Origin of the sequence: Cellulomonas rhizosphaerae (assembly GCF_003470205.1) — a bacterium.
Lineage (GTDB): Bacteria > Actinomycetota > Actinomycetes > Actinomycetales > Cellulomonadaceae > Cellulomonas > Cellulomonas rhizosphaerae.
Genome location: NZ_QWKP01000163.1, coordinates 1 through 18,584 on the forward strand (window position 1 = coordinate 1; position 18,584 = coordinate 18,584).

Annotated in this window: 16 protein-coding genes; 9 read left to right on the top strand and 7 right to left on the bottom strand. The window is 72.6% G+C overall.

What is annotated here, in order from left to right; all coding sequences use genetic code 11:
* The 3 genes from gltB to pyk form a co-directional block, all read left to right on the top strand.
* Positions 1-4,408, top strand: a 4,408-nt coding sequence (gene gltB, locus D1825_RS06430; protein ID WP_118766618.1) for a glutamate synthase large subunit, incomplete at its 5' end; no start/stop codon positions are given.
* Entirely contained in the window at positions 4,401-5,861 is a 1,461-nt protein-coding gene (locus D1825_RS06435; RefSeq protein ID WP_118766619.1) for a glutamate synthase subunit beta, read from the top strand. The genes gltB and D1825_RS06435, both read left to right, overlap by 8 nt.
* A gap of 90 nt (positions 5,862-5,951) precedes the next feature.
* Positions 5,952-7,382, top strand: a complete 1,431-nt coding sequence (gene pyk, locus D1825_RS06440) for a pyruvate kinase (RefSeq protein WP_118766620.1) — start codon at positions 5,952-5,954, stop codon at positions 7,380-7,382.
* A 66-nt stretch (positions 7,383-7,448) separates the two neighbouring features.
* Here pyk and D1825_RS06445 read toward each other — a convergent pair whose 3' ends face one another.
* Genes D1825_RS06445 through D1825_RS06455 form a run of 3 tightly spaced genes read right to left on the bottom strand, consistent with a single transcriptional unit; the run spans position 7,449 to position 10,217 of the window.
* Positions 7,449-8,342, bottom strand: a complete 894-nt coding sequence (locus tag D1825_RS06445; protein ID WP_118766621.1) for an ABC transporter permease — start codon at positions 8,340-8,342, stop codon at positions 7,449-7,451.
* Positions 8,332-9,057 carry an ABC transporter ATP-binding protein gene (locus tag D1825_RS06450; protein WP_233549672.1) on the bottom strand — a complete coding sequence of 242 codons (726 nt, stop codon included), beginning with the start codon at positions 9,055-9,057 and terminating at the stop codon, positions 8,332-8,334. The genes D1825_RS06445 and D1825_RS06450 overlap by 11 nt, the downstream gene beginning before the upstream one ends.
* A 59-nt stretch (positions 9,058-9,116) precedes the next feature.
* Positions 9,117-10,217 carry an ABC transporter substrate-binding protein gene (locus D1825_RS06455; RefSeq protein ID WP_118766623.1) on the bottom strand — a complete coding sequence of 367 codons (1,101 nt, stop codon included), beginning with the start codon at positions 10,215-10,217 and terminating at the stop codon, positions 9,117-9,119.
* A gap of 504 nt (positions 10,218-10,721) precedes the next feature.
* Between D1825_RS06455 and D1825_RS06460 the strand changes: the two genes are divergently transcribed.
* From D1825_RS06460 to D1825_RS06470, 3 genes are read left to right on the top strand one after another with little or no spacing between them, the layout of a single operon-like run.
* Positions 10,722-11,138, top strand: a complete 417-nt coding sequence (locus D1825_RS06460) for a DapH/DapD/GlmU-related protein (RefSeq protein WP_233549670.1) — start codon at positions 10,722-10,724, stop codon at positions 11,136-11,138.
* A gap of 34 nt (positions 11,139-11,172) precedes the next feature.
* Positions 11,173-11,568: a Fur family transcriptional regulator gene (locus D1825_RS06465; protein WP_118766625.1), complete on the top strand. Its 396-nt coding sequence runs from the start codon at positions 11,173-11,175 to the stop codon at positions 11,566-11,568.
* Entirely contained in the window at positions 11,550-12,035 is a 486-nt protein-coding gene (locus D1825_RS06470; protein WP_233549671.1) for a GNAT family N-acetyltransferase, read from the top strand. The genes D1825_RS06465 and D1825_RS06470 overlap by 19 nt, the downstream gene beginning before the upstream one ends.
* Here D1825_RS06470 and D1825_RS06475 read toward each other — a convergent pair.
* Together D1825_RS06475 and D1825_RS06480 are read right to left on the bottom strand one after the other, a co-directional pair.
* On the bottom strand, positions 12,024-12,959 hold the full coding sequence (locus tag D1825_RS06475; protein WP_118766626.1) for a hypothetical protein: 936 nt from the start codon (positions 12,957-12,959) through the stop codon (positions 12,024-12,026). The two genes, D1825_RS06470 and D1825_RS06475, sit on opposite strands and share 12 nt — an antisense overlap.
* A 31-nt stretch (positions 12,960-12,990) precedes the next feature.
* Positions 12,991-14,583 (bottom strand): Na+/H+ antiporter, encoded by a 1,593-nt coding sequence (locus tag D1825_RS06480; protein WP_118766627.1) that lies wholly within the window; start codon positions 14,581-14,583, stop codon positions 12,991-12,993.
* A 172-nt stretch (positions 14,584-14,755) separates the two neighbouring features.
* Here D1825_RS06480 and D1825_RS06485 point away from each other — a divergent pair, with 172 nt between their 5' ends.
* A complete protein-coding gene (locus tag D1825_RS06485) occupies positions 14,756-14,962 on the top strand; it encodes a BldC family transcriptional regulator (RefSeq protein WP_118766628.1) in 207 nt (68 codons plus the stop codon).
* Positions 14,963-14,967: 5 nt separating this feature from the next.
* On the opposite strand, the gene D1825_RS06490 is transcribed toward D1825_RS06485, so the two are convergent.
* On the bottom strand, positions 14,968-15,894 hold the full coding sequence (locus D1825_RS06490) for an NADP-dependent oxidoreductase (RefSeq protein WP_118766629.1): 927 nt from the start codon (positions 15,892-15,894) through the stop codon (positions 14,968-14,970).
* Positions 15,895-15,955: 61 nt separating this feature from the next.
* Here D1825_RS06490 and D1825_RS06495 point away from each other — a divergent pair, with 61 nt between their 5' ends.
* Positions 15,956-16,492, top strand: coding sequence for a YqgE/AlgH family protein (locus D1825_RS06495; RefSeq protein ID WP_118766630.1), 537 nt, complete (start codon positions 15,956-15,958; stop codon positions 16,490-16,492).
* Positions 16,493-16,525: 33 nt separating this feature from the next.
* Entirely contained in the window at positions 16,526-16,879 is a 354-nt protein-coding gene (locus D1825_RS06500; RefSeq protein WP_118766631.1) for a VOC family protein, read from the top strand.
* 7 nt (positions 16,880-16,886) lie between these two features.
* On the opposite strand, the gene D1825_RS06505 is transcribed toward D1825_RS06500, so the two are convergent.
* On the bottom strand, positions 16,887-18,584 hold a 1,698-nt coding region (locus D1825_RS06505), incomplete at its 5' end, for a lysylphosphatidylglycerol synthase transmembrane domain-containing protein (RefSeq protein WP_118766632.1).

The window sequence follows — 18,584 nt, forward strand, 5'->3', positions numbered from 1 at the left end:
GCTCAACCTCGACCACCGTGGCGCCGTGGGTGCCGAGGAGGACAGCGGCGACGGCGCCGGCATCCTCACCCAGATCCCCGACGCGTTCCTGCGCGACGTGGTCGACGCCGAGCTGCCCGCGGCCGGCTTCTACGCGATCGGCATGGCCTTCCTGCCCCGCGACGCGGACGAGCGCGCACGCGCCGAGGCCGCGATCGAGGCGATCGCCGCCGAGGAGAAGCTCGACGTGCTCGCGTGGCGCGACGTCGTCGTCACCGCCGACCTGGTCGGCCCCACGGCACGTGCGTCGATGCCGTACTTCCGCCAGCTCGTCGTCGCGGACCCGTCCCGCGAGCTCGCGGGCGTCGCTCTCGACCGCCGGACGTACCGCCTGCGCAAGCGTGCCGAGCGCGAGCTCGGCACCTACTTCGCGTCACTGTCCGCGCGGACGCTCGCGTACAAGGGCATGCTGACGACCGGCCAGCTCGAGCCCTTCTTCGCCGACCTGTCCGACCCGCGCTACGCGAGCGAGATCGCGCTGGTCCACTCGCGCTTCTCGACGAACACCTTCCCGTCGTGGCCGCTGGCCCAGCCGTTCCGCCTCGTCGCGCACAACGGTGAGATCAACACCGTCCGCGGCAACCGTAACTGGGTCGCCGCTCGCGAGGGCACGCTCGCGAGCGAGCTCATCGGCGACCTCGCCCCGCTGCTGCCGGTCTGTACGCCGGGCGGCTCGGACTCCGGCAGCTTCGACGAGGTGCTCGAGCTGCTGCACCTCGCGGGCCGCCCCCTGCCGCACGCGGTGATGATGATGATCCCGGAGGCGTGGGAGAACCACGCCCAGATGGACCCCGCACGCCGCGCGTTCTACGAGTACCACTCCACGCTCATGGAGCCGTGGGACGGCCCCGCCGCGATGACGTTCACGGACGGCACGCTCATCGGCTCGGTGCAGGACCGCAACGGCCTGCGCCCCGGCCGGTACTGGGTCACCGAGGACGGCCTCGTCGTGTGCGCGTCGGAGGCGGGCGTCCTGGACATCGACCCCGCGTCGATCGTCGCGAAGGGCCGCCTCGAGCCCGGCCGCATGTTCCTCGTCGACACCGGCCAGGGCCGGATCATCGAGGACGACGAGATCAAGGGCCAGCTCGCCGCGCAGCGCCCCTACGCGCAGTGGGTCCGCGAGAACTCCGCCTACCTCGAGCAGCTGCCCGACCGCGAGCACGTCGCGCACTCGGCCGCCTCGGTGCGCCGTCGCCAGCGCGCGTTCGGGTACACCGAGGAGGAGCTGAAGATCCTGCTCGCGCCGATGGCCTCGGCGGGCGCCGAGCCGCTGGGCGCGATGGGCTCCGACACCCCGGTCGCGGTGCTCTCGGACCGTCCGCGGATGCTGTTCGACTACTTCACGCAGATGTTCGCGCAGGTCACGAACCCGCCGCTGGACGCGATCCGCGAGGAGCTCGTGACCTCGATCGGCGGTGCGATCGGCCCCGAGCCGAACCTGCTCGTCGACGGCCCCGGGCACGCCCGCAAGCTGATCCTGCCGTTCCCCGTGATCGACAACGACCAGCTCGCCAAGATCGTGCACGTCGCCAAGGAGCCGTCGCTCGGCTTCCGCGCCACGATGATCCGCGGCCTGTACCGTGCGGCCGGCGGGGGAGCGGCGCTCGAGGAGCGCCTCGAGGAGATCTTCGCCGAGGTCGACCGCGCGGTCGCCGACGGCGTGAGCTTCCTGGTGCTCTCGGACCGCAACTCCGACGCCGAGCTCGCGCCGATCCCGTCGCTGCTGCTGCTGTCCGCGGTGCACCACCACACCCTGCGCCGCCACACGCGCACGCAGATCTCGCTGGTCGTCGAGGCCGGCGACGTGCGCGAGGTGCACCACGTCGCGCTCCTGATCGGCTACGGCGCGGCCGCGGTCAACCCGTACCTCGCGATGGAGACCGTCGAGGAGATGGCCCGCTCGGGCTACCTCGGCGACGTCGCGGCCGAGAAGGCCGTCGCGAACCTCATCAAGGCGCTCGGCAAGGGCGTGCTCAAGGTCATGTCCAAGATGGGCATCTCGACGATCGCGTCCTACCGGGGCGCGCAGGTGTTCGAGGCCATCGGCCTGTCGAACGCGCTCGTCGACCGGTACTTCACCGGCACGACGAGCCGCCTCGGCGGCATCGGCCTCGACGTCATCGCCGCCGAGGTGGCCGCACGCCACGCCGACGCGTACCCCGCGAGCGGCAACCGGCAGGCGCACCAGCGCCTCGCGGTCGGCGGCGAGTACCAGTGGCGCCGCGACGGCGAGGACCACCTGTTCGACCCCGAGACGGTGTTCCGCCTGCAGCACGCCACGCGCACGCGGCAGTACGACATCTTCCGTCAGTACACGCACCGGGTCGACGAGCAGAGCTCGCGCCTGATGACGCTGCGCGGCCTGCTCGCGTTCAAGGACGGCGTCCGCGAGCCGATCGACATCGACGAGGTCGAGCCGGTCAGCGAGATCGTCAAGCGCTTCAACACCGGCGCGATGTCCTACGGCTCGATCTCGGCCGAGGCGCACGAGACCCTCGCGGTCGCGATGAACCGGCTGGGCGCCAAGTCCAACACCGGTGAGGGCGGCGAGGACCCCGAGCGCCTGCACGACCCCGTGCGACGCTCGGCGATCAAGCAGATCGCCTCGGGCCGGTTCGGCGTCACGAGCGAGTACCTGACGAACGCCGACGACATCCAGATCAAGCTCGCGCAGGGTGCCAAGCCCGGCGAGGGCGGTCAGCTGCCGGGCCACAAGGTGTACCCGTGGGTCGCCAAGACGCGGCACTCGACGCCCGGCGTGGGCCTGATCTCGCCGCCGCCGCACCACGACATCTACTCGATCGAGGACCTGGCGCAGCTGATCCACGACGCCAAGAACGCCAACCCGAGCGCGCGCATCCACACCAAGCTCGTCTCGGAGTTCGGCGTCGGCACGATCGCGGCCGGCGTCGCCAAGGCGCACTCGGACGTCGTGCTGATCTCCGGCCACGACGGCGGCACGGGCGCGAGCCCGCTCACCTCGCTCAAGCACGCGGGCACCCCGTGGGAGATCGGCCTGGCCGAGACCCAGCAGACGCTCGTGCTCAACAACCTGCGCGACCGCGTCGTCGTCCAGGTGGACGGCCAGCTCAAGACCGGCCGCGACGTCCTGATCGGGGCGCTCCTGGGCGCCGAGGAGTTCGGCTTCGCGACCGCGCCGCTCGTCGTGAGCGGCTGCATCATGATGCGCGTCTGCCACCTCGACACCTGCCCGGTGGGCGTCGCGACGCAGAACCCCGAGCTGCGGGCCCGGTTCACCGGCAAGCCCGAGTTCGTCGTGACGTTCATGGAGTTCATCGCGCAGGAGGTCCGTGAGCTGCTCGCGCAGCTCGGCTTCCGCACGCTGCTGGACGCCGTGGGCCACGTCGAGCTGCTCGACACGCGCGCGGCGATCGACCACTGGAAGGCCGAGGGCCTGGACCTCGCGCCGGTGCTCGCGCAGCCCGAGCTCGTCGAGGGCTCGTCGCTGCACCAGACCCAGACGCAGGACCACGGCCTGGCGCGCGCGCTGGACAACCAGCTCATCGCCCTGGCCGCCGACGCCCTCGAGCGCCGCGAGCCGGTCCGCATCGACCTGCCCGTCCGCAACGTCAACCGCACGGTCGGCACGATGCTGGGCCACGAGGTCACCAAGCGCTACGGCGGCGCGGGGCTGGCCGACGACACGATCGACGTGACCCTCACGGGCTCGGGCGGTCAGTCGTTCGGCGCGTTCCTGCCGCGCGGCATCACGATGCGCCTGTTCGGCGACGCGAACGACTACGTCGGCAAGGGGCTGTCCGGCGGACGCATCGTCGTGCGGCCCGACCGCAAGGCCGTGCTGTCCGGCGCTCACAACGTGGTCGCGGGCAACGTCATCGGCTACGGCGCGACGTCGGGGCAGATCTTCCTGCGCGGCCTGGTCGGCGAGCGGTTCGGCGTCCGGAACTCCGGCGCGACGCTCGTCGTCGAGGGCGTGGGTGACCACGGTTGCGAGTACATGACGGGCGGCACCGTGCTGGTGCTCGGCCGCACCGGGCGCAACTTCGGCGCCGGCATGTCCGGCGGCACCGCCTACGTGCTCGACCTGCGCACCGCGCTGGTGAACACGGACGCGGTCCGCACCGGCGAGATCTCGCTCGACCCGCTGGACGACGAGGACTTCGCCCTCGTCGAGCAGCTGATCCGCGCGCACCACGAGGAGACGGGCTCGCCCGTGGCGGCCCAGCTCCTCGACGACCCCGCAGCGACGCGTGCTCGCTTCACGCGCCTGCTGCCCACCGAGTACGCACGCGTCCGACGCGCGCTGGCCAAGGCCGAGGCCGACGGCCTCGACCCGGCCGCGCCCGGCGTGTGGGACCAGATCCTGGAGGTGGCCCGTGGCTGACCCCCGCGGCTTCCTGAAGGTTCGCGACCGCGAGCTGCCGCCCAACCGTCCCGTCGAGGTCCGCCTGCGCGACTGGAAGGACGTGCACGCCCACCTCGAGCAGGGCCAGCCGTTCCTCAAGGAGCAGGCCGGCCGCTGCATGGACTGCGGCATCCCGTTCTGCCACAACGGCTGCCCGCTCGGGAACCTCATCCCCGAGTGGAACGACCTGGTCTGGCGCGGGCAGTGGGGCGACGCGATCGACCGCCTGCACGCGACCAACAACTTCCCGGAGTTCACGGGTCGCATCTGCCCCGCGCCGTGCGAGTCGTCCTGCGTCCTGGGCATCAACCAGCCCGCGGTGACGATCAAGAACGTCGAGGTCTCGATCATCGACGAGGCGTTCGACCGCGGGCTCGTCACGCCGCACGTGCCGCAGCGGCTCACGGGCCACACGGTCGCGGTGGTCGGCTCGGGCCCCGCGGGGCTCGCGGCCGCCCAGCAGCTGACGCGCGCCGGGCACACCGTCGCGGTCTACGAGCGCGACGACGCGGTGGGTGGCCTGCTGCGCTACGGCGTGCCGGACTTCAAGCTCGAGAAGATCCACATCGACCGCCGCCTCGAGCAGATGTCGGCCGAGGGCACGCGCTTCCGGCCCGGCGTCGAGGTCGGCCGCGACGTGACCTGGGCCCAGCTGCAGGCGCGCTACGACGCGATCGTCATCGCCACGGGCGCGACGGTCCCGCGCGAGCTGCAGGTCCCCGGCAACGAGCTCGGCGGCGTGCACCCCGCGATGGAGTACCTGTTCCAGGCGAACGCCGTCGCGGCGGGCAAGCCCGTCGAGAACCAGATCTCGGCCGAGGGCCGCCACGTCATCATCATCGGCGGCGGCGACACCGGCTCGGACTGCCTCGGCACCGCGCTGCGCCAGGGTGCGGCGTCGGTCACGACGCTCGCCATCGGCAAGAAGCCGCCGACGGACCGCCCCGACCACCAGCCGTGGCCGACCGACCCCATCACGTTCGAGGTCTCGTCCTCGCACGAGGAGGGTGGCGAGCGCGCGTACCTGGCCTCGACCGTCGAGTTCGTCGGCACCGAGCGCGTCGAGCGCCTTCGCCTGGCGACCACCGAGTACCTGTCCGACGGCCGCCGGGTGCCCACGCCCGGCACCGAGCGCGACATCCCCGCCGACCTCGTGCTCGTCGCGATGGGCTTCACCGGCCCCGAGACGACGCCGCTGACGGACCAGCTCGGCATCGAGCTGACCCGCCGCGGGCTCGTCGCGCGCGGCGAGGACTTCGGCACGACCGTGCCCGGCGTCTTCGTCGCCGGCGACGCGGGCCGCGGCCAGTCGCTGGTCGTGTGGGCCATCGCGGAGGGTCGCGCCGCGGCCGCCGCGGTGGACACCTATCTGTCGGGTGCCACCGAGCTGCCCAGCCCGGTCACCGCCTCCACGGTGGCGTTGCGCCCCTGACCTCACCCGGACCGCGTACCGCCCGGGGTTCCCGGTCGGGCGGGACGTTCGGTCCGACCATCAGAACCCGAAAGGCATAGGCTCGCTTTCATGCGTAGAGCAAAGATCGTCTGCACCCTTGGTCCCGCGACCGAGTCCCTCGAGCAGATCCAGGCCCTGGTTGACGCCGGCATGGACGTGGCTCGGATCAACCGCAGCCACGGCGAGGCCAGCGAGCACGCGAAGGTCATCGCGAACGTCCGCGCCGCCGCCCAGGCGTCCGGCCGCTCGGTCGCCGTCCTCGTCGACCTGCAGGGCCCGAAGATCCGGCTCGGCCGGTTCGTCGAGGGCAAGCACGACCTCGCGGTCGGCGACACCTTCACCATCACGACCGACGACGTGGACGGCACCAAGGAGCGCGTCTCGACGACGTTCAAGGGTCTGACCGGTGACGTGAACCCCGGCGACCCGATCCTCATCGACGACGGCAAGGTGCTCGTCCGCGTCATCAGCGTCGAGGGCAGCGACGTCGTCACGCGCGTCGAGGTCCCCGGCACGGTCTCGAACAACAAGGGCCTCAACCTGCCGGGCGTCGCGGTCTCCGTGCCCGCCATGAGCGACAAGGACGAGGCGGACCTGCGCTGGGGCCTGGCCCAGGGCGCGGACTTCATCGCCCTGTCGTTCGTCCGCAACGCGGCCGACTACGACGGCGTGCGCCGGATCATGGACGAGGAGAACCGGGTCGTCCCGGTCATCGCCAAGATCGAGAAGCCGCAGGCCGTGGACAACCTGGCCGAGATCATCGCGGCGTTCGACGGCATCATGGTCGCGCGCGGCGACCTGGGCGTCGAGCTGCCGCTCGAGCAGGTGCCGCTGGTGCAGAAGCGGGCCGTCGAGCTCGCGCGCCGCTCGGCCAAGCCGGTCATCGTGGCCACGCAGGTCCTCGAGTCGATGACGACCAACCCCCGCCCGACGCGCGCCGAGACCTCGGACTGCGCCAACGCGGTGCTCGACGGTGCGGACGCGGTCATGCTCTCGGGCGAGACCAGCGTCGGCGACTACCCGATCGAGACGGTCCGCACCATGGCCCGCATCATCGAGGCCACCGAGGAGCTGGGTCGCGAGCGCATCGCGCCCCTGGGCTCCACGCCGCACACGCGTGGTGGTGCGATCACCCGCGCCGCCGCCGAGATCGGCGAGACGGTCGGCGTGAAGTACCTCGTCACGTTCACGCAGTCCGGTGACTCGGCGCGTCGCATGTCGCGACTGCGCTCGGCCATCCCGCTGCTCGCGTTCACGCCCGAGCACGCGGTGCGCAACGTCCTGTCGCTCTCGTGGGGCGTCCAGACGTACCAGGTGCCGTCCGTGGGCAGCACCGACGAGATGGTGCACCAGGTCGACCAGACGCTGCGTGCCAACGGCCTGGCGGAGGACGGCGACTACGTCGTCGTCGTCTCCGGTGCCCCGGTCGGCGTCGCGGGCTCGACGAACTCGATCGTCGTGCACAAGATCGGCGACGAGGCCGGCGGCCGCATCGCCTGACGCACGAGACAGCAGAAGGGCGGCCCTGCCGGTGCGGGGCCGCCCTTCTTGTCTGCCAGGTCGGCGTCAGCTCGTCGAGACGCGCCCGGTCAGGCCGCGCGCGCGCAGCACGTGGCGCTCGATCGGCGCGAACACGAGCAGCTCGACCGCGATGCCGACGAGGAAGATGAGCGAGATCGCGGCGACGACCAGCGGCATGTCGCTCGTCTCGCGCCCGATGTCGAGCACCTGCCCGAGCCCGATGCCGAGCTTGGCCGAGTAGGTGATGAGCTCGGCGGCCATGAGCGAGCGCCAGGCGAACGCCCAGCCCTGCTTGAGGCCGCCCAGGAAGCCGGGCAGCGCCGCGGGCAGCAGCACGTAGCGGATACGGGTCCAGCCGCGCGCGCCGAGCACCTGGCCGACGCGCAGGTAGAGCGGCGGGATCTGGTCGGTGCCCGCGAGCAGCCCGTTGACGATCGAGGGGACCGCTCCGAGCAGGATGACCGCGTAGATGGCTTGGTTGGTCAGCTGGAACCAGATGATCGCGGCCGGCACCCACGCGACGGACGGCAGGGTCTGCAGGCCCGTGATGATCGGGCCGAACGCACGGCGCAGGAGGCTCGAGGCGGCAAGCGCGATGCCGATCGCGACGCCGAGGACGACGGACATCGAGAAGCCGACCGCGGCGCGCTGCAGGCTCAGGCTCACGGCCCGGCCCGCGGTCCCGTCGGAGACCGACGAGACGAACGCGGACCACGTGTCGGCCGGGCTGGGCAGAGCGTAGCTGGGCTTGAGCTCGAGCACGTAGGCGATCTGCCAGACGGCGACGATGGCGGCGAGCGCGGCCAGCACGGGCCACACCGAGTGCCACGCGTCGCGCCACCAGGGCCGCTGCTCGACGATGACCGGGCTTTCGAGCGCGTCGAGCCCCGCGGCGAGGTCTCCCGCGCGGGACTCCTTCAGGGATGTCTCAGTGGCCATGGCGGGCGATCTCGTTTCGCAGGTGCTCGGTGATCTCGAGGCTGAGCGCGGACACGTCCGGGTCCTCGATGCGGCGCGGCTGGGGGATGTCGATCTGCCACTCGCGCGCGATGCGCCCGGGCCGCGAGGACAGCAGCACGACGCGCTGGCCGAGCCGGACGGCTTCGCGGACGTTGTGCGTCACGAACAGCACGGCACGTCCGGTGTCGCTCCAGATGCGGGTGAGCTCGTCGTGCAGGACGTCGCGGGTGATGGCGTCGAGCGCCGCGAACGGCTCGTCCATGAGCAGCAGGTCGCCCTCCTGCGCGAGCGCCCGCGCGAGGGCCACGCGCTGGCGCATGCCGCCGGACAGCTCGTGCACGCGCTTGCCGTGCGCGCCCTCGAGGCGCACCAGGTCCAGCAGCCGCACGGACTCGGCCTTGCGCTCGCCGCGCCCGACGCCGCGCAGGCGCAGCGCGAGCTCGACGTTCTCCCCGGCGGTCAGCCACGGGTAGAGCGCGGGCTCCTGGAACATCAGGGCCGGGCGGCCGGTCGGGACCTCGACGGTGCCGGCGGTCGGCTTGTCCAGGCCCGCGACGAGCGACAGGAGCGTCGACTTGCCGCAGCCCGATGCGCCGAGCAGGCAGACGAACTCGCCGGGCGCGACGGTGAGGTCGATCCCGTCGAGCACGGGCGGACGCGTCGTCTCACCGAAGTGGTGGGAGACGCCCGTCAGGCGTGCCGCGACGGCGGCCGGGGCATCGGTGCCCGGGCCGCCGGCCGCCGTCGCGGTGGTCACTTGTCCTGGCCCAGGCCGGCGTCGGAGACAGCCGTCTGGCCGTTGTCCTTCAGCACCTCGTTGAGCAGGCTCAGGTCGTAGATGCCGTGCAGGTCGGTCTTGTCCGAGACGCCCGCGGCCACGCCGTGGTCGGCCGACGTCTGCAGGCTCGACGCGATCGGGTCGAGCGTGATGCGCAGGTTGCCCCACGCCCGGTCGAGCACCTCGGCGGACAGCGACTTGCCGCTGAGCTTGTCGAGCGCCGTGTTGGCCGCCGTCTTGGCCGCGTCGGAGTTCTTCGAGATCCAGTCGGCCGTCTGGTACTCGGCCTCGATGAGCTCCTTGACGGTGGCCGGGTACTTGTCGAGGAACTCGGTCGAGACGATCAGGTGCGTGGTGACGAAGTCGCCGTCGGGCCACAGGTCCTTCTCGTCGACGAGGACGTGCGCTCCGCCGTCGATCACGAGGCGCGAGGCCCACGGCTCGGGCAGCCAGGCGCCGTCGAGCTTGCCGGCCTTGAACAGGTCGAGCGTCTGGGAGTTGTCCTGCGGCGCGATGTCCACGTCGCTGTCGCCGCCGGTCAGGCTCGTCTTGAGGCCCTGGTCGGACAGCCAGGCGCGCAGCGCGACGTCCTGGGTGTTGCCGAGCTGCGGGGTGGCGAGCGTGGTGCCCTTGAGGTCGGCCGCGGTGTCGATGCCGTCACGGACGACGAGCTGCGCGCCGCCCGACGTCGCGCCGGACACGATCCGGATCGCCTTGCCGTCGGACTTCGAGAACGCGTTGATCGCCGGGTTGGGGCCGACGAACGCCGCGTCGATCGCGCCGCCGAACAGCGCCTCGACGGCCTCGGGGCCGGCGTTGAAGATCTGGGTCGTCAGCTTCGTCGCGCCCAGGTCCTTCTGGAAGGTGCCGTCGTCGACGCCGACGAGCGCGACGGCGTGCGTGAGGTTGGCGAAGTAGCCGAGGCGGAGCTCGGGAGCCTGCGCGGTCGCGTCGCTGCCCTTCGGCGAGGCGTCGGCGTCGCCCGACGAGCAGGCGGCGAGCGTGGCGATCAGGCCGGCCGCGGCGATCGCGGCGATGGCGGTGGTCAGGCGGCGGGGGCGTCGTGCGGTGGTCATGAGGTTCCTCGAGGGCAGTGGCGGGGTACGCCGGGGGAGTGTCGGTCAGCGGGGCGGCGTCAGCGACATCGCTCGCCGTGCGCGTCGGCGTGCCGAGGCGTCAGGCCGTGGCCGAGGATCGTGGTGGGAACGGGCGCCATGGGGCGCTACCTCCGCGAGGACGGATGGCGCGTGCGTCGCACCCGGGGCCGTCGCGAAGCGCGGCAGGACCGGGCGTCGAACGCTCGGCCAAGGTGGGGGACAGGGGCCGGGAGCTCAGACGTTCCGCGGACAACAGGTGCTCGCGGACGGCATGACGTGGTGACACGTCATGGCTGCGCGGCTCGTCTGCATGCGTCGAGGATGGCGGTTCGTCCCGTCCGTCGGGAGTGCCGTCTCGTTATCTGGACTATTCCGTTAGGGATTGGTGAGAAAGCCCCTCGATCTGATCGCGTCCCGGCTGGAATCTTGTGGGCCCCTCGCCCGTTATGTCAGCTGAGAACGGTGACGAGCACAGGAGGCGGCGTGGCACGCGTGGCAGCACGGGTCGAGTTCGAGGCGGACAACGGCGAGGTTGTGAAGTACGTCCGGCACGCGAACGGCGGCGGCCTGGTCTCGCCCCAGGCCCGGGTCGACCAGGACGCGTACGTCGCCGCCAACGCGTACGTCGAGGCGGGTGCCCACGTCGGCGCCCGCACGCGGGTCGGCGCCGGCAGCTGGCTCGACTCCGGTGTCGTCGTCGGCGCGGACGCCCTCATCGGGCGCAACGTGCACCTCGGCCCGGCGACCCGCGTGGGCAACCGCGCCCAGGTCGGCGCGAACGCCCGCGTAGGGCGTTCGGTGCAGATCGGCCAGGGCGCGCGTGTCGAGGCGGACGCGATCGTCGCGGACGGCGCGTCCGTGGGCGGCCGCGGTGCCCGATCGGGGGTCCGGCCCGCCTAGGCTGTCCCCGACGCTCGACGGGGAGGAGGACGTGATGATCGGACAGCGGGTGACGCGCCAGCGCCTCGCCGTCGGTGCTCTCATGGAGGACCTCGACGACTTCCGCAGCGCGCAGCAGATCCACGCCCTGCTGCAGGCGCGAGGCGACGAGATCGGCCTCGCCACCGTCTACCGCACGCTGAGCGCCATGGCGGCGAACGGCGAGTTCGACGTGCTGCGCACCGAGGGCGGCGAGTCGCTGTACCGCCGCTGCGAGCGTGAGGCGCACCACCACCACATCGTCTGCCGCAGCTGCGGCAGGACGGTTGAGGTCCAGGGCCCCGACATCGAGGCGTTCGTCGCGTCGGTCGCGGCGAAGAACGGCTTCGTGGACGTCACCCACACGGTCGAGATGTTTGGCACGTGCACGGCGTGCGCCGCGACCGCGTGACCCAGCCCGACCTCGTCGCCTGCTCCGGTGCGCGCGACGTCGACGACGTGCGCGCCCTGCTCGCCGCCTCGGACCTGACCATCAGCGGGCTGGGGGAGCCGGGCGTCCACCTCTGGCTCGCGCGTGACGAGACCGGCGTGGTCGTCGCCAGCACCGGGTACGAGGCGAGCGACGACCGCCGAGACGTGCTGGTCCGGAGCGTCGCGGTCGACCCCGTGCTGCGCGGCCGGGGACTCGGGCTCGGGCTCGCGCAGTGGGCGTTGGCGCGCGCCGGGGAGTCGGGGGCCACGCGGGCGTGGCTGTTCAGCCGTCGCTCCGGCCCGTTCTGGCAGCGGACCGGCTTCGAGCCCGCCGACCGGGACGAGCTGGCCCGTCGGCTGGCGACGACCCATCAGGTCCGCCAGTTCGTGGCGACCGGGCAGCTCGGCCGCGAGGTCGCCTGGACCCGCCCGTTGTCAGGCGGCTGAGTCCCACCAGCGCAGGACGCGCAGGGCGCGCAGCGTGTTCCAACGGCTCGGCGCGCCGACCGGCTCGAGGTCGAAGTGGACCGCGCCGCGGGGGACGCGGTCGAGCAGCCATCGGCCGTCACCGTCCTGTCGGGACCGCACGTGCTCCACTGCCTCGCTCATCCGTGCGTCCGGCGCTGCGCCTGCGTCGCGGAAGTGGTCCAGCGCGCGGAGCACGTCGTACTGCCAGTAGTAGGGGAACGCGGCCTCCAGGTAGGTGGCGTCGGCGACCTCGCCCGTGCTCCTGCGGCGGAACAGCCCGCGCTCGAGCAGGTACTCCTGCCCGCCGCGGATGGCCTCCCGGACCTCGTCGGACCCGCCGGTCGCGCGGTCGAACGCGAGCAGCCCGTCCAGGACGTTGATCGTGGTGTCGAACGACGAGACCACAGACCCGTTCTCGACCTCGCAGTTCCACCCGCCATCGGCCAGCCGCTCGCCCAGGACGCGCTCGACGAGGGGCGCGACGTCGACGCCGAAGTAGGCGCCCGTCTCGATGGTGCGGCCGTTGATGCAGGGCTCGACCTCGCCGTCGAAGTACCGCTGCCCGTCGTGCTCCCAGCGGCCGTTCTCGGCGACGAGAGCGATCGCCCGCTGCGCAGAGGCGGACGCCGGGTCCAACCCGAGCAGCTGCAGCGTCTGGAGCGTGTGCATCGTGGCGGTCCAGGGCTGGCCCTCGTCGTCCGGCGCGGGGTCGCGCGGGAAGCACGCGCCGCCCGCCCACAGGCCGTCGGCGTCCTCGAGCGCGAGCAGACGCGCGCCCCAGCCCTCGTGCTCGACGCGGGCTCGCTCGCCGGCGACCTCGCCCGGCGAGGCGTCCGCGAGGTCGCGCAGGGTCTGCCACCGGATGGCCGGGTCGCCCTCGAGGAGCCAGTCGATCGTGCTCATCGCGCCAGGCTAGACCGGGTGTCTGACACGGTCACTCCGTCGCAGGCTCGCCGCGCGCGAGCCGCAGCTCCTCGATGTCGAGCCGCGCCTGGACCTGCCGCAGCACGATGTCGTCGATCCGCCGCTCGTCGCGCAGCCGCACCACGGCCGCCCGCTTGTGGCCCAGGAGGGCGAGCCGCAGCGCGCTGTACTGCTCGTCGTACCGCACGGCGGGGTCGGTCTCCTCGTCGTCCGAGCTCCGGGCGCGCAGCACGCGCAGGTGCTCGTCGTACTCCTCGCGCAGCCGGTCCACCACCTCGCGGTCCGTCCCGAGCTGCTCGGCCACGTCGTCCATCGCCGCGAGCGCCTCCTGCGTGGCCGACTCGTCGGCGAGCTGACGTTCGCCCGCGATCCGGTCGTCGGCGGGCAGGTGCGCCCACCGTGCGGCCGGCGCGAGCAGGAGGCCCTGCACGACGAGGGTCGTGGCGACGACGCCCGCGGTGACGAAGACGATGAGGTCGCGGTCGGGGAACGCCTCACCCGAGCTCAGCGTCGTCGGGACGGCCAGCGCCGCGGCGAGCGACACCGCGCCACGGAACCCGGCGACCGTGCTGACGACCCGGGCACGGTTGCTCACGCGACGCAGGCGCTGCGACGGGCGGCGGTCGATCAGCCGGATCGCGTAGGCCGAGACCACGAGGAAGGCGAGCCGTACCGCGAGGATCACCCCGCACACCGCGACCACCGCGAGGATCGCGGTGCCGACGTCGAAGCTCACGAGGTTGCGGACCGCGTTCTGCGCCTCGATGCCCACCAGCACGAACAGGGACGCGTTGAGCAGGAACGTGGCCAGCGACCAGAACGCGGTCGTCTGCTGGCGGGCGTCGGCTCGTCCGATGCGAGGTCCCGCCTGGCTCATCGCGAGCCCGGCCACGACGACGGCCAGGACGCCCGACGCGTCGATCAGCTCGGCCAGCAGGTAGGCCGTGAACGGGATGAGCAGGATCGCGACGTTGCTCAGCAACGGGTCGGTGATCCGCTGCCGGACCTGCACGCCGAGCACGGCGACGACCGCCCCGACCAGGATCCCGCCGCCGTAGGCGAGCACGACGAGCCAGGCGACGTGCCCGGCGGTGAGCGTCTCCTCACCGACGGTGACGCCGACCGCGACGCCGTAGATCACCAGCGCAGTGCCGTCGTTGACCAGGCTCTCGGCGCGCAGGATCGTCACCGTGCGGCGAGGGAGCGTCCGCGCGAGCGCGCCCACCGCCGTCGCGTCGGTCGGCGCCAGGGCCGCGCCGAGCACCCAGGCCGGACCCCACGGGACGCCCATCGCGTGGGCGGTCGCGGCGACGGCCGCGGCGGTCGCGACCACGAGGAGCGTGCTGGTCAGGGCGATGCCGCGGAAGTTGGCGCGGATCTCCCGCAGCGAGGTGGTCAGCGCCTCCCAGTAGAGCAGCACCGGCAGGAACACCAGCAGCATGAGCTCGGGTGGGAAGTGCGCCTGCCGCAGCGCGGGGACGAAGCCGAGCAGCACGCCCCCGAGCAGCAGGAGCACCGGGGGAGCCACGCCGAGCCGCCGCGCCAGGGCGCCGCACACGAGGATTGTCGCGCCGAGGACGACGACGAGCTCCAGTCCGAACACGGTGTCCCTCTCCCTGCAGCCTCCGGTGATCGTGCCCATCGAACACGTTCGCGGCCGTCCGGGGGAGGGTCCGCCAGTGCTCCCCAGCGCGGCAGGGATGTGCAGGAAAGTTGCCAGAGGCATACGGTCGGGGTTCGAGCCGGACACCGACGAACTCTGGGGGCGATGAGCCGTGACGGCAGATCGTGGCGACGACGACGAGAACCTGCTGACCCCGCGCGAGGTGGCGCACCTGTTCGGCGTGGACCCCAAGACCGTGACCCGGTGGGCGCGCGCGGGGCGGCTCACCACCCTGCGGACGCTCGGCGGCCACCGCCGCTACCTCAACTCGGAGGTCGAGGCGCTGCGCATCCCCGACCAGCCGCGCGCGCCGGAGTAGTCGGGTCAGTCGACGCGGACGACGACCTTGCCGCGCACGTGCCCGCCCTCGCTGAGCCGGTGCGCGTCCGCGGCGTCGGCGAGCTCGAAGACCTCCGCCACGTCGATGCGCAGCTGGCCCGCCTCGACGAGTGCGGTGAGCGCGTCGAGGTCGTGCGACGACGGCCGGACCCAGACGTAGTGCCCGCCGAGCTCGTCGCGCGCGGCGGCCTCGACGATCGATGCGACCGTCCCGCCCGGCGCCAGCAGTGCGCGGGTGGTCTCGACGAGGTCCGGCGTCCCGTAGTCCAGCACCACGTCGACCCCGTCGGGCGCCAGTGCTCGGACGCGGTCGACGAGGCCGTCGCCGTACTCGACCGGCTCCGCACCCAGCGACGCGAGGTGGTCGTGGTTCGTCGTGCTGGCCGTCCCGATGACCCGCGCCCCGCGCGCGACCGCGATCTGCACCGCGAACTGCCCGACGCCACCGGCCGCGGCGTGCACGAGGACGGTCTGCCCCGCCGTCACCCCGGCGCGCTCGATCGTCTGGAACGCCGTGAGCCCGGCGAGCGGCACGGCGGCCGCCTCCTCGAACGAGAGCGACGCCGGCTTGCGCGCCAAGGTGCGCACGGGTGCGGCGACGTACTCGGCGAGCGTGCCGCCGTGCATCCAGTCCTTGCGGACGTACCCGTACACCTCGTCGCCGACGGCGAGCTCGGGGGTGTCGAGCCCGACGCGCTCGACGACGCCCGCGACGTCCCAGCCGGGCACGACGGGGAAGTCGGCGTCCATGAGGGGATCGAGGTAGCCCTGGCGGACCTTCCAGTCGACCGGGTTGACCGACGACGCGCGGACGCGGACCAGCACGCTGTCCGGACCGACCTTGGGCGTGGGCTGCTCGGTGAGCTCGAGGACGTCGGCGCCGCCGTAGCGGGAGTAGGTGATGGCTCGCATGGTTCGACGCTAACCCTCGCCGCGTGGCGCGTCCTGCCGACCGACGTCCCATGATGGGGACATGGAGTCGCTGCGCGGGCAGCTGCTGGTCGCGACGAACCGGCTGCAGGACCTGAACTTCCGCCGCACCGTGGTGCTGCTGCTCGAGCACAACGAGGAGGGTGCGTTCGGCGTCGTGCTCAACCACCCGCTCGAGGTCGAGGTCGACGACGTGCTGCCCGGCTGGAGCGACGTCGTCGACGAGCCGAGCGTCGTCTTCCAGGGCGGGCCGGTCGGCCTCGACGGCGCGATCGGCGTCGCCACGGGCGGCCCGACGCTCGAGCTCATGGCCCCGCCGTTCGGGCTGGCCGACCTCGACGCCGACCCCGCGCTGCTCGTCGGCGTGTTCACGGGGCTGCGGGTGTTCGCCGGCCACTCCGGCTGGGGCGGCGGGCAGCTCGAGGCCGAGATCGAGGAGCGCTCGTGGTTCGTCGTCGACGCCCTGGTCTCCGACGCGTTCACCGGCGCTCCCGACCAGCTGTGGCGCGGCGTGCTGCGGCGACAGGGTGGCGACCTGGCCATCGTCGCGAACTTTCCCGACGACGCGCGCCTGAACTGACGCGTCCCGTACCTGCGTGGCAGGGTGGCGGGCATGGAACGCGTGCTCGGCATCGGCGGTTACTTCCTGCGCGCGAGCGACCCGGCCGCGCTGAGCGCCTGGTACCGCGACGCCCTCGGTCTCGACACCGACGAGTACGGCCAGTGGCAGCAGGAGCCAGGCCCGACCGTGTTCGCGACCTTCGAGTCCGCCTCGGACTACTTCGGCTCGCTGACCCAGCAGACGATGCTCAACTTCCGCGTCCGTGACCTGGCCGCGATGGTCGCGCAGCTGCGCGAGCGCGGCGCGCACGTGGTGGGCGAGCCACAGGAGATGGCGGGTGTCGGCCGGTTCGGCTGGGTCGTCGACCCCGAGGGCAACCGGGTCGAGCTGTGGGAGCCGGCCTGAGCACCGCTCACACGTACTCGTGGCGGCGCAGCCACCGCATCGCGAACGCCCCCCAGATCGGCGGCAGGTAGAACGTCACCAGCCGGAAGGTGAGTGCCGTCGAGATCGCGATCGCGCTCGGCACCCCGACGGCCTGCAGACCCACCGTCAGGCCTGCCTCGGTCACGCCCATGCCACCCGGGACGGGCATGATGCCGGAGAACAGGCTCACGAAGGTGTTGATCAGGATGAGCTGCGAGAAGTGCGCGGACTGCCCGAACGCGTGCAGGCACAGTCCCAGCACACACGCCTGGATGAGCTGGACGCCGAGGTTCCCACCCAGCATGGTCGCGACCTTCGCGGGCCGACGCAGGACGGCGAGCGCCGACTGCGCCGAGCGAGCCTGCTCGGTCACCAGGGCGCGCACCCGCGGGACGAGGGCGGTGATGCGCCGACGGATCCGCGGGACGGCCACGGCGATGACGATGCCGATCACGACGAGAGCGACGAGCAGCACGACGAGGGACGCGGTCGACGAGCCGTCGTCAGCGCCACCGGACCCGGCGAAGAGCGGTGAGGAGAAGCCGGGCAGCCCGCTCACCAGGATCACGAGCATCAGGGTGATCTGCACGACGAACCCGGTCACGCTGTCGATGACGCCGAACGTGACCGCCGTGGCCGCCGGGATGCCGAACTTCTGGAAGAACCGGATCTGGAGCGCGAGCCTGGCCGCGGACGCGGGCAGCACGAGCGCGATGAACTGGATCGCGTACTGGAGCACGAGGACCGGCACGAACCGCACGCGGGCGGTGATCGAGCCCATCGTGGCCCCGGCGGACGACACCTGGATCCACGGCGTCACCACCAGCGCAGCCACGAGCCAGCGCCAATCCGCGTCGCCGAGCGCCGAGGCGACGGCTGCCACGTCGACGCCCGCCACGAGCGTGACGAGGACGTAGGCGAGGAAGCCGACGACGAGCACGGTCCCGACGGATCTCGGCGTCACGCGCCGCAGCCGCTCGAGCGGCGGCTCCTCGACTCCGGCCGCCGCCACGGCCGACGCACGCAGCTCGTCGAGCGCCCACTCGGCGCCGCGCACGGCCGCACGCGTGCTGCGCCCGAGCGCGGCCGGCTGCAGGAACGGCAGCACCTCCGCGAGCCCGTCGGCCCCGACGGCGGCGGCGGCCGCCGCGAGGGCACGGTCCGGCCCCACCGCGAGCGCGGTCGCGACGAGAAGCTGCGCACGGTCCAGGCGGAGCTCGATCTCGTCCGAGGTCCGCGTTGCAGCGTCGAAGTCCGCGAGCGCGACGAGCCCGTCCTCACGGACGACGACCCGGCTGCCGTCGATCCGGCCGTGGGCGATCCCGGCCTCGTTCAGCGCGACGACGGCACGCCAGGCGCCGGCGAGCATCTCGTCGCTCGTCGCCTCGCCGAGCGCCGCACGCGGGGCGGTCGTGACCAGCAAGGCGTCACCCTGGTCGGTCATCCCGACCGCCACCACGTCGAGCGTCGGCACGCCCGCCTGAGCGGCGAGCAGCGTGAACAGGGCCTCGTGCTCGACCCTGGACCGCCGCGTGCCCCAGACGTGCGCCCGCTCACCCCTACGGGTCAGGGCGGTCCACAACGAGCCCACGACCTGGCTGTCCCACGCGTCGCGGCCGTAGACCGTGACGAGGACGGCTGCACCCTCTGCCGTGCGGCCGACGAGCACGTTGTCGGCCTCGGC

Bases quoted from the DNA above. Each gene is read 5' to 3' on its own strand.
- pyk (WP_118766620.1), top strand. From the start codon at position 5,952: ATGCGTAGAGCAAAGATCGTCTGCACCCTTGGTCCCGCGACCGAGTCC.
- D1825_RS06445 (WP_118766621.1), bottom strand. From the start codon at position 8,342: ATGGCCACTGAGACATCCCTGAAGGAGTCCCGCGCGGGAGACCTCGCC.
- D1825_RS06455 (WP_118766623.1), bottom strand. From the start codon at position 10,217: ATGACCACCGCACGACGCCCCCGCCGCCTGACCACCGCCATCGCCGCG.
- D1825_RS06465 (WP_118766625.1), top strand. From the start codon at position 11,173: ATGATCGGACAGCGGGTGACGCGCCAGCGCCTCGCCGTCGGTGCTCTC.
- D1825_RS06475 (WP_118766626.1), bottom strand. From the start codon at position 12,959: ATGAGCACGATCGACTGGCTCCTCGAGGGCGACCCGGCCATCCGGTGG.
- D1825_RS06490 (WP_118766629.1), bottom strand. From the start codon at position 15,894: ATGCGAGCCATCACCTACTCCCGCTACGGCGGCGCCGACGTCCTCGAG.
- D1825_RS06495 (WP_118766630.1), top strand. From the start codon at position 15,956: ATGGAGTCGCTGCGCGGGCAGCTGCTGGTCGCGACGAACCGGCTGCAG.
- D1825_RS06500 (WP_118766631.1), top strand. From the start codon at position 16,526: ATGGAACGCGTGCTCGGCATCGGCGGTTACTTCCTGCGCGCGAGCGAC.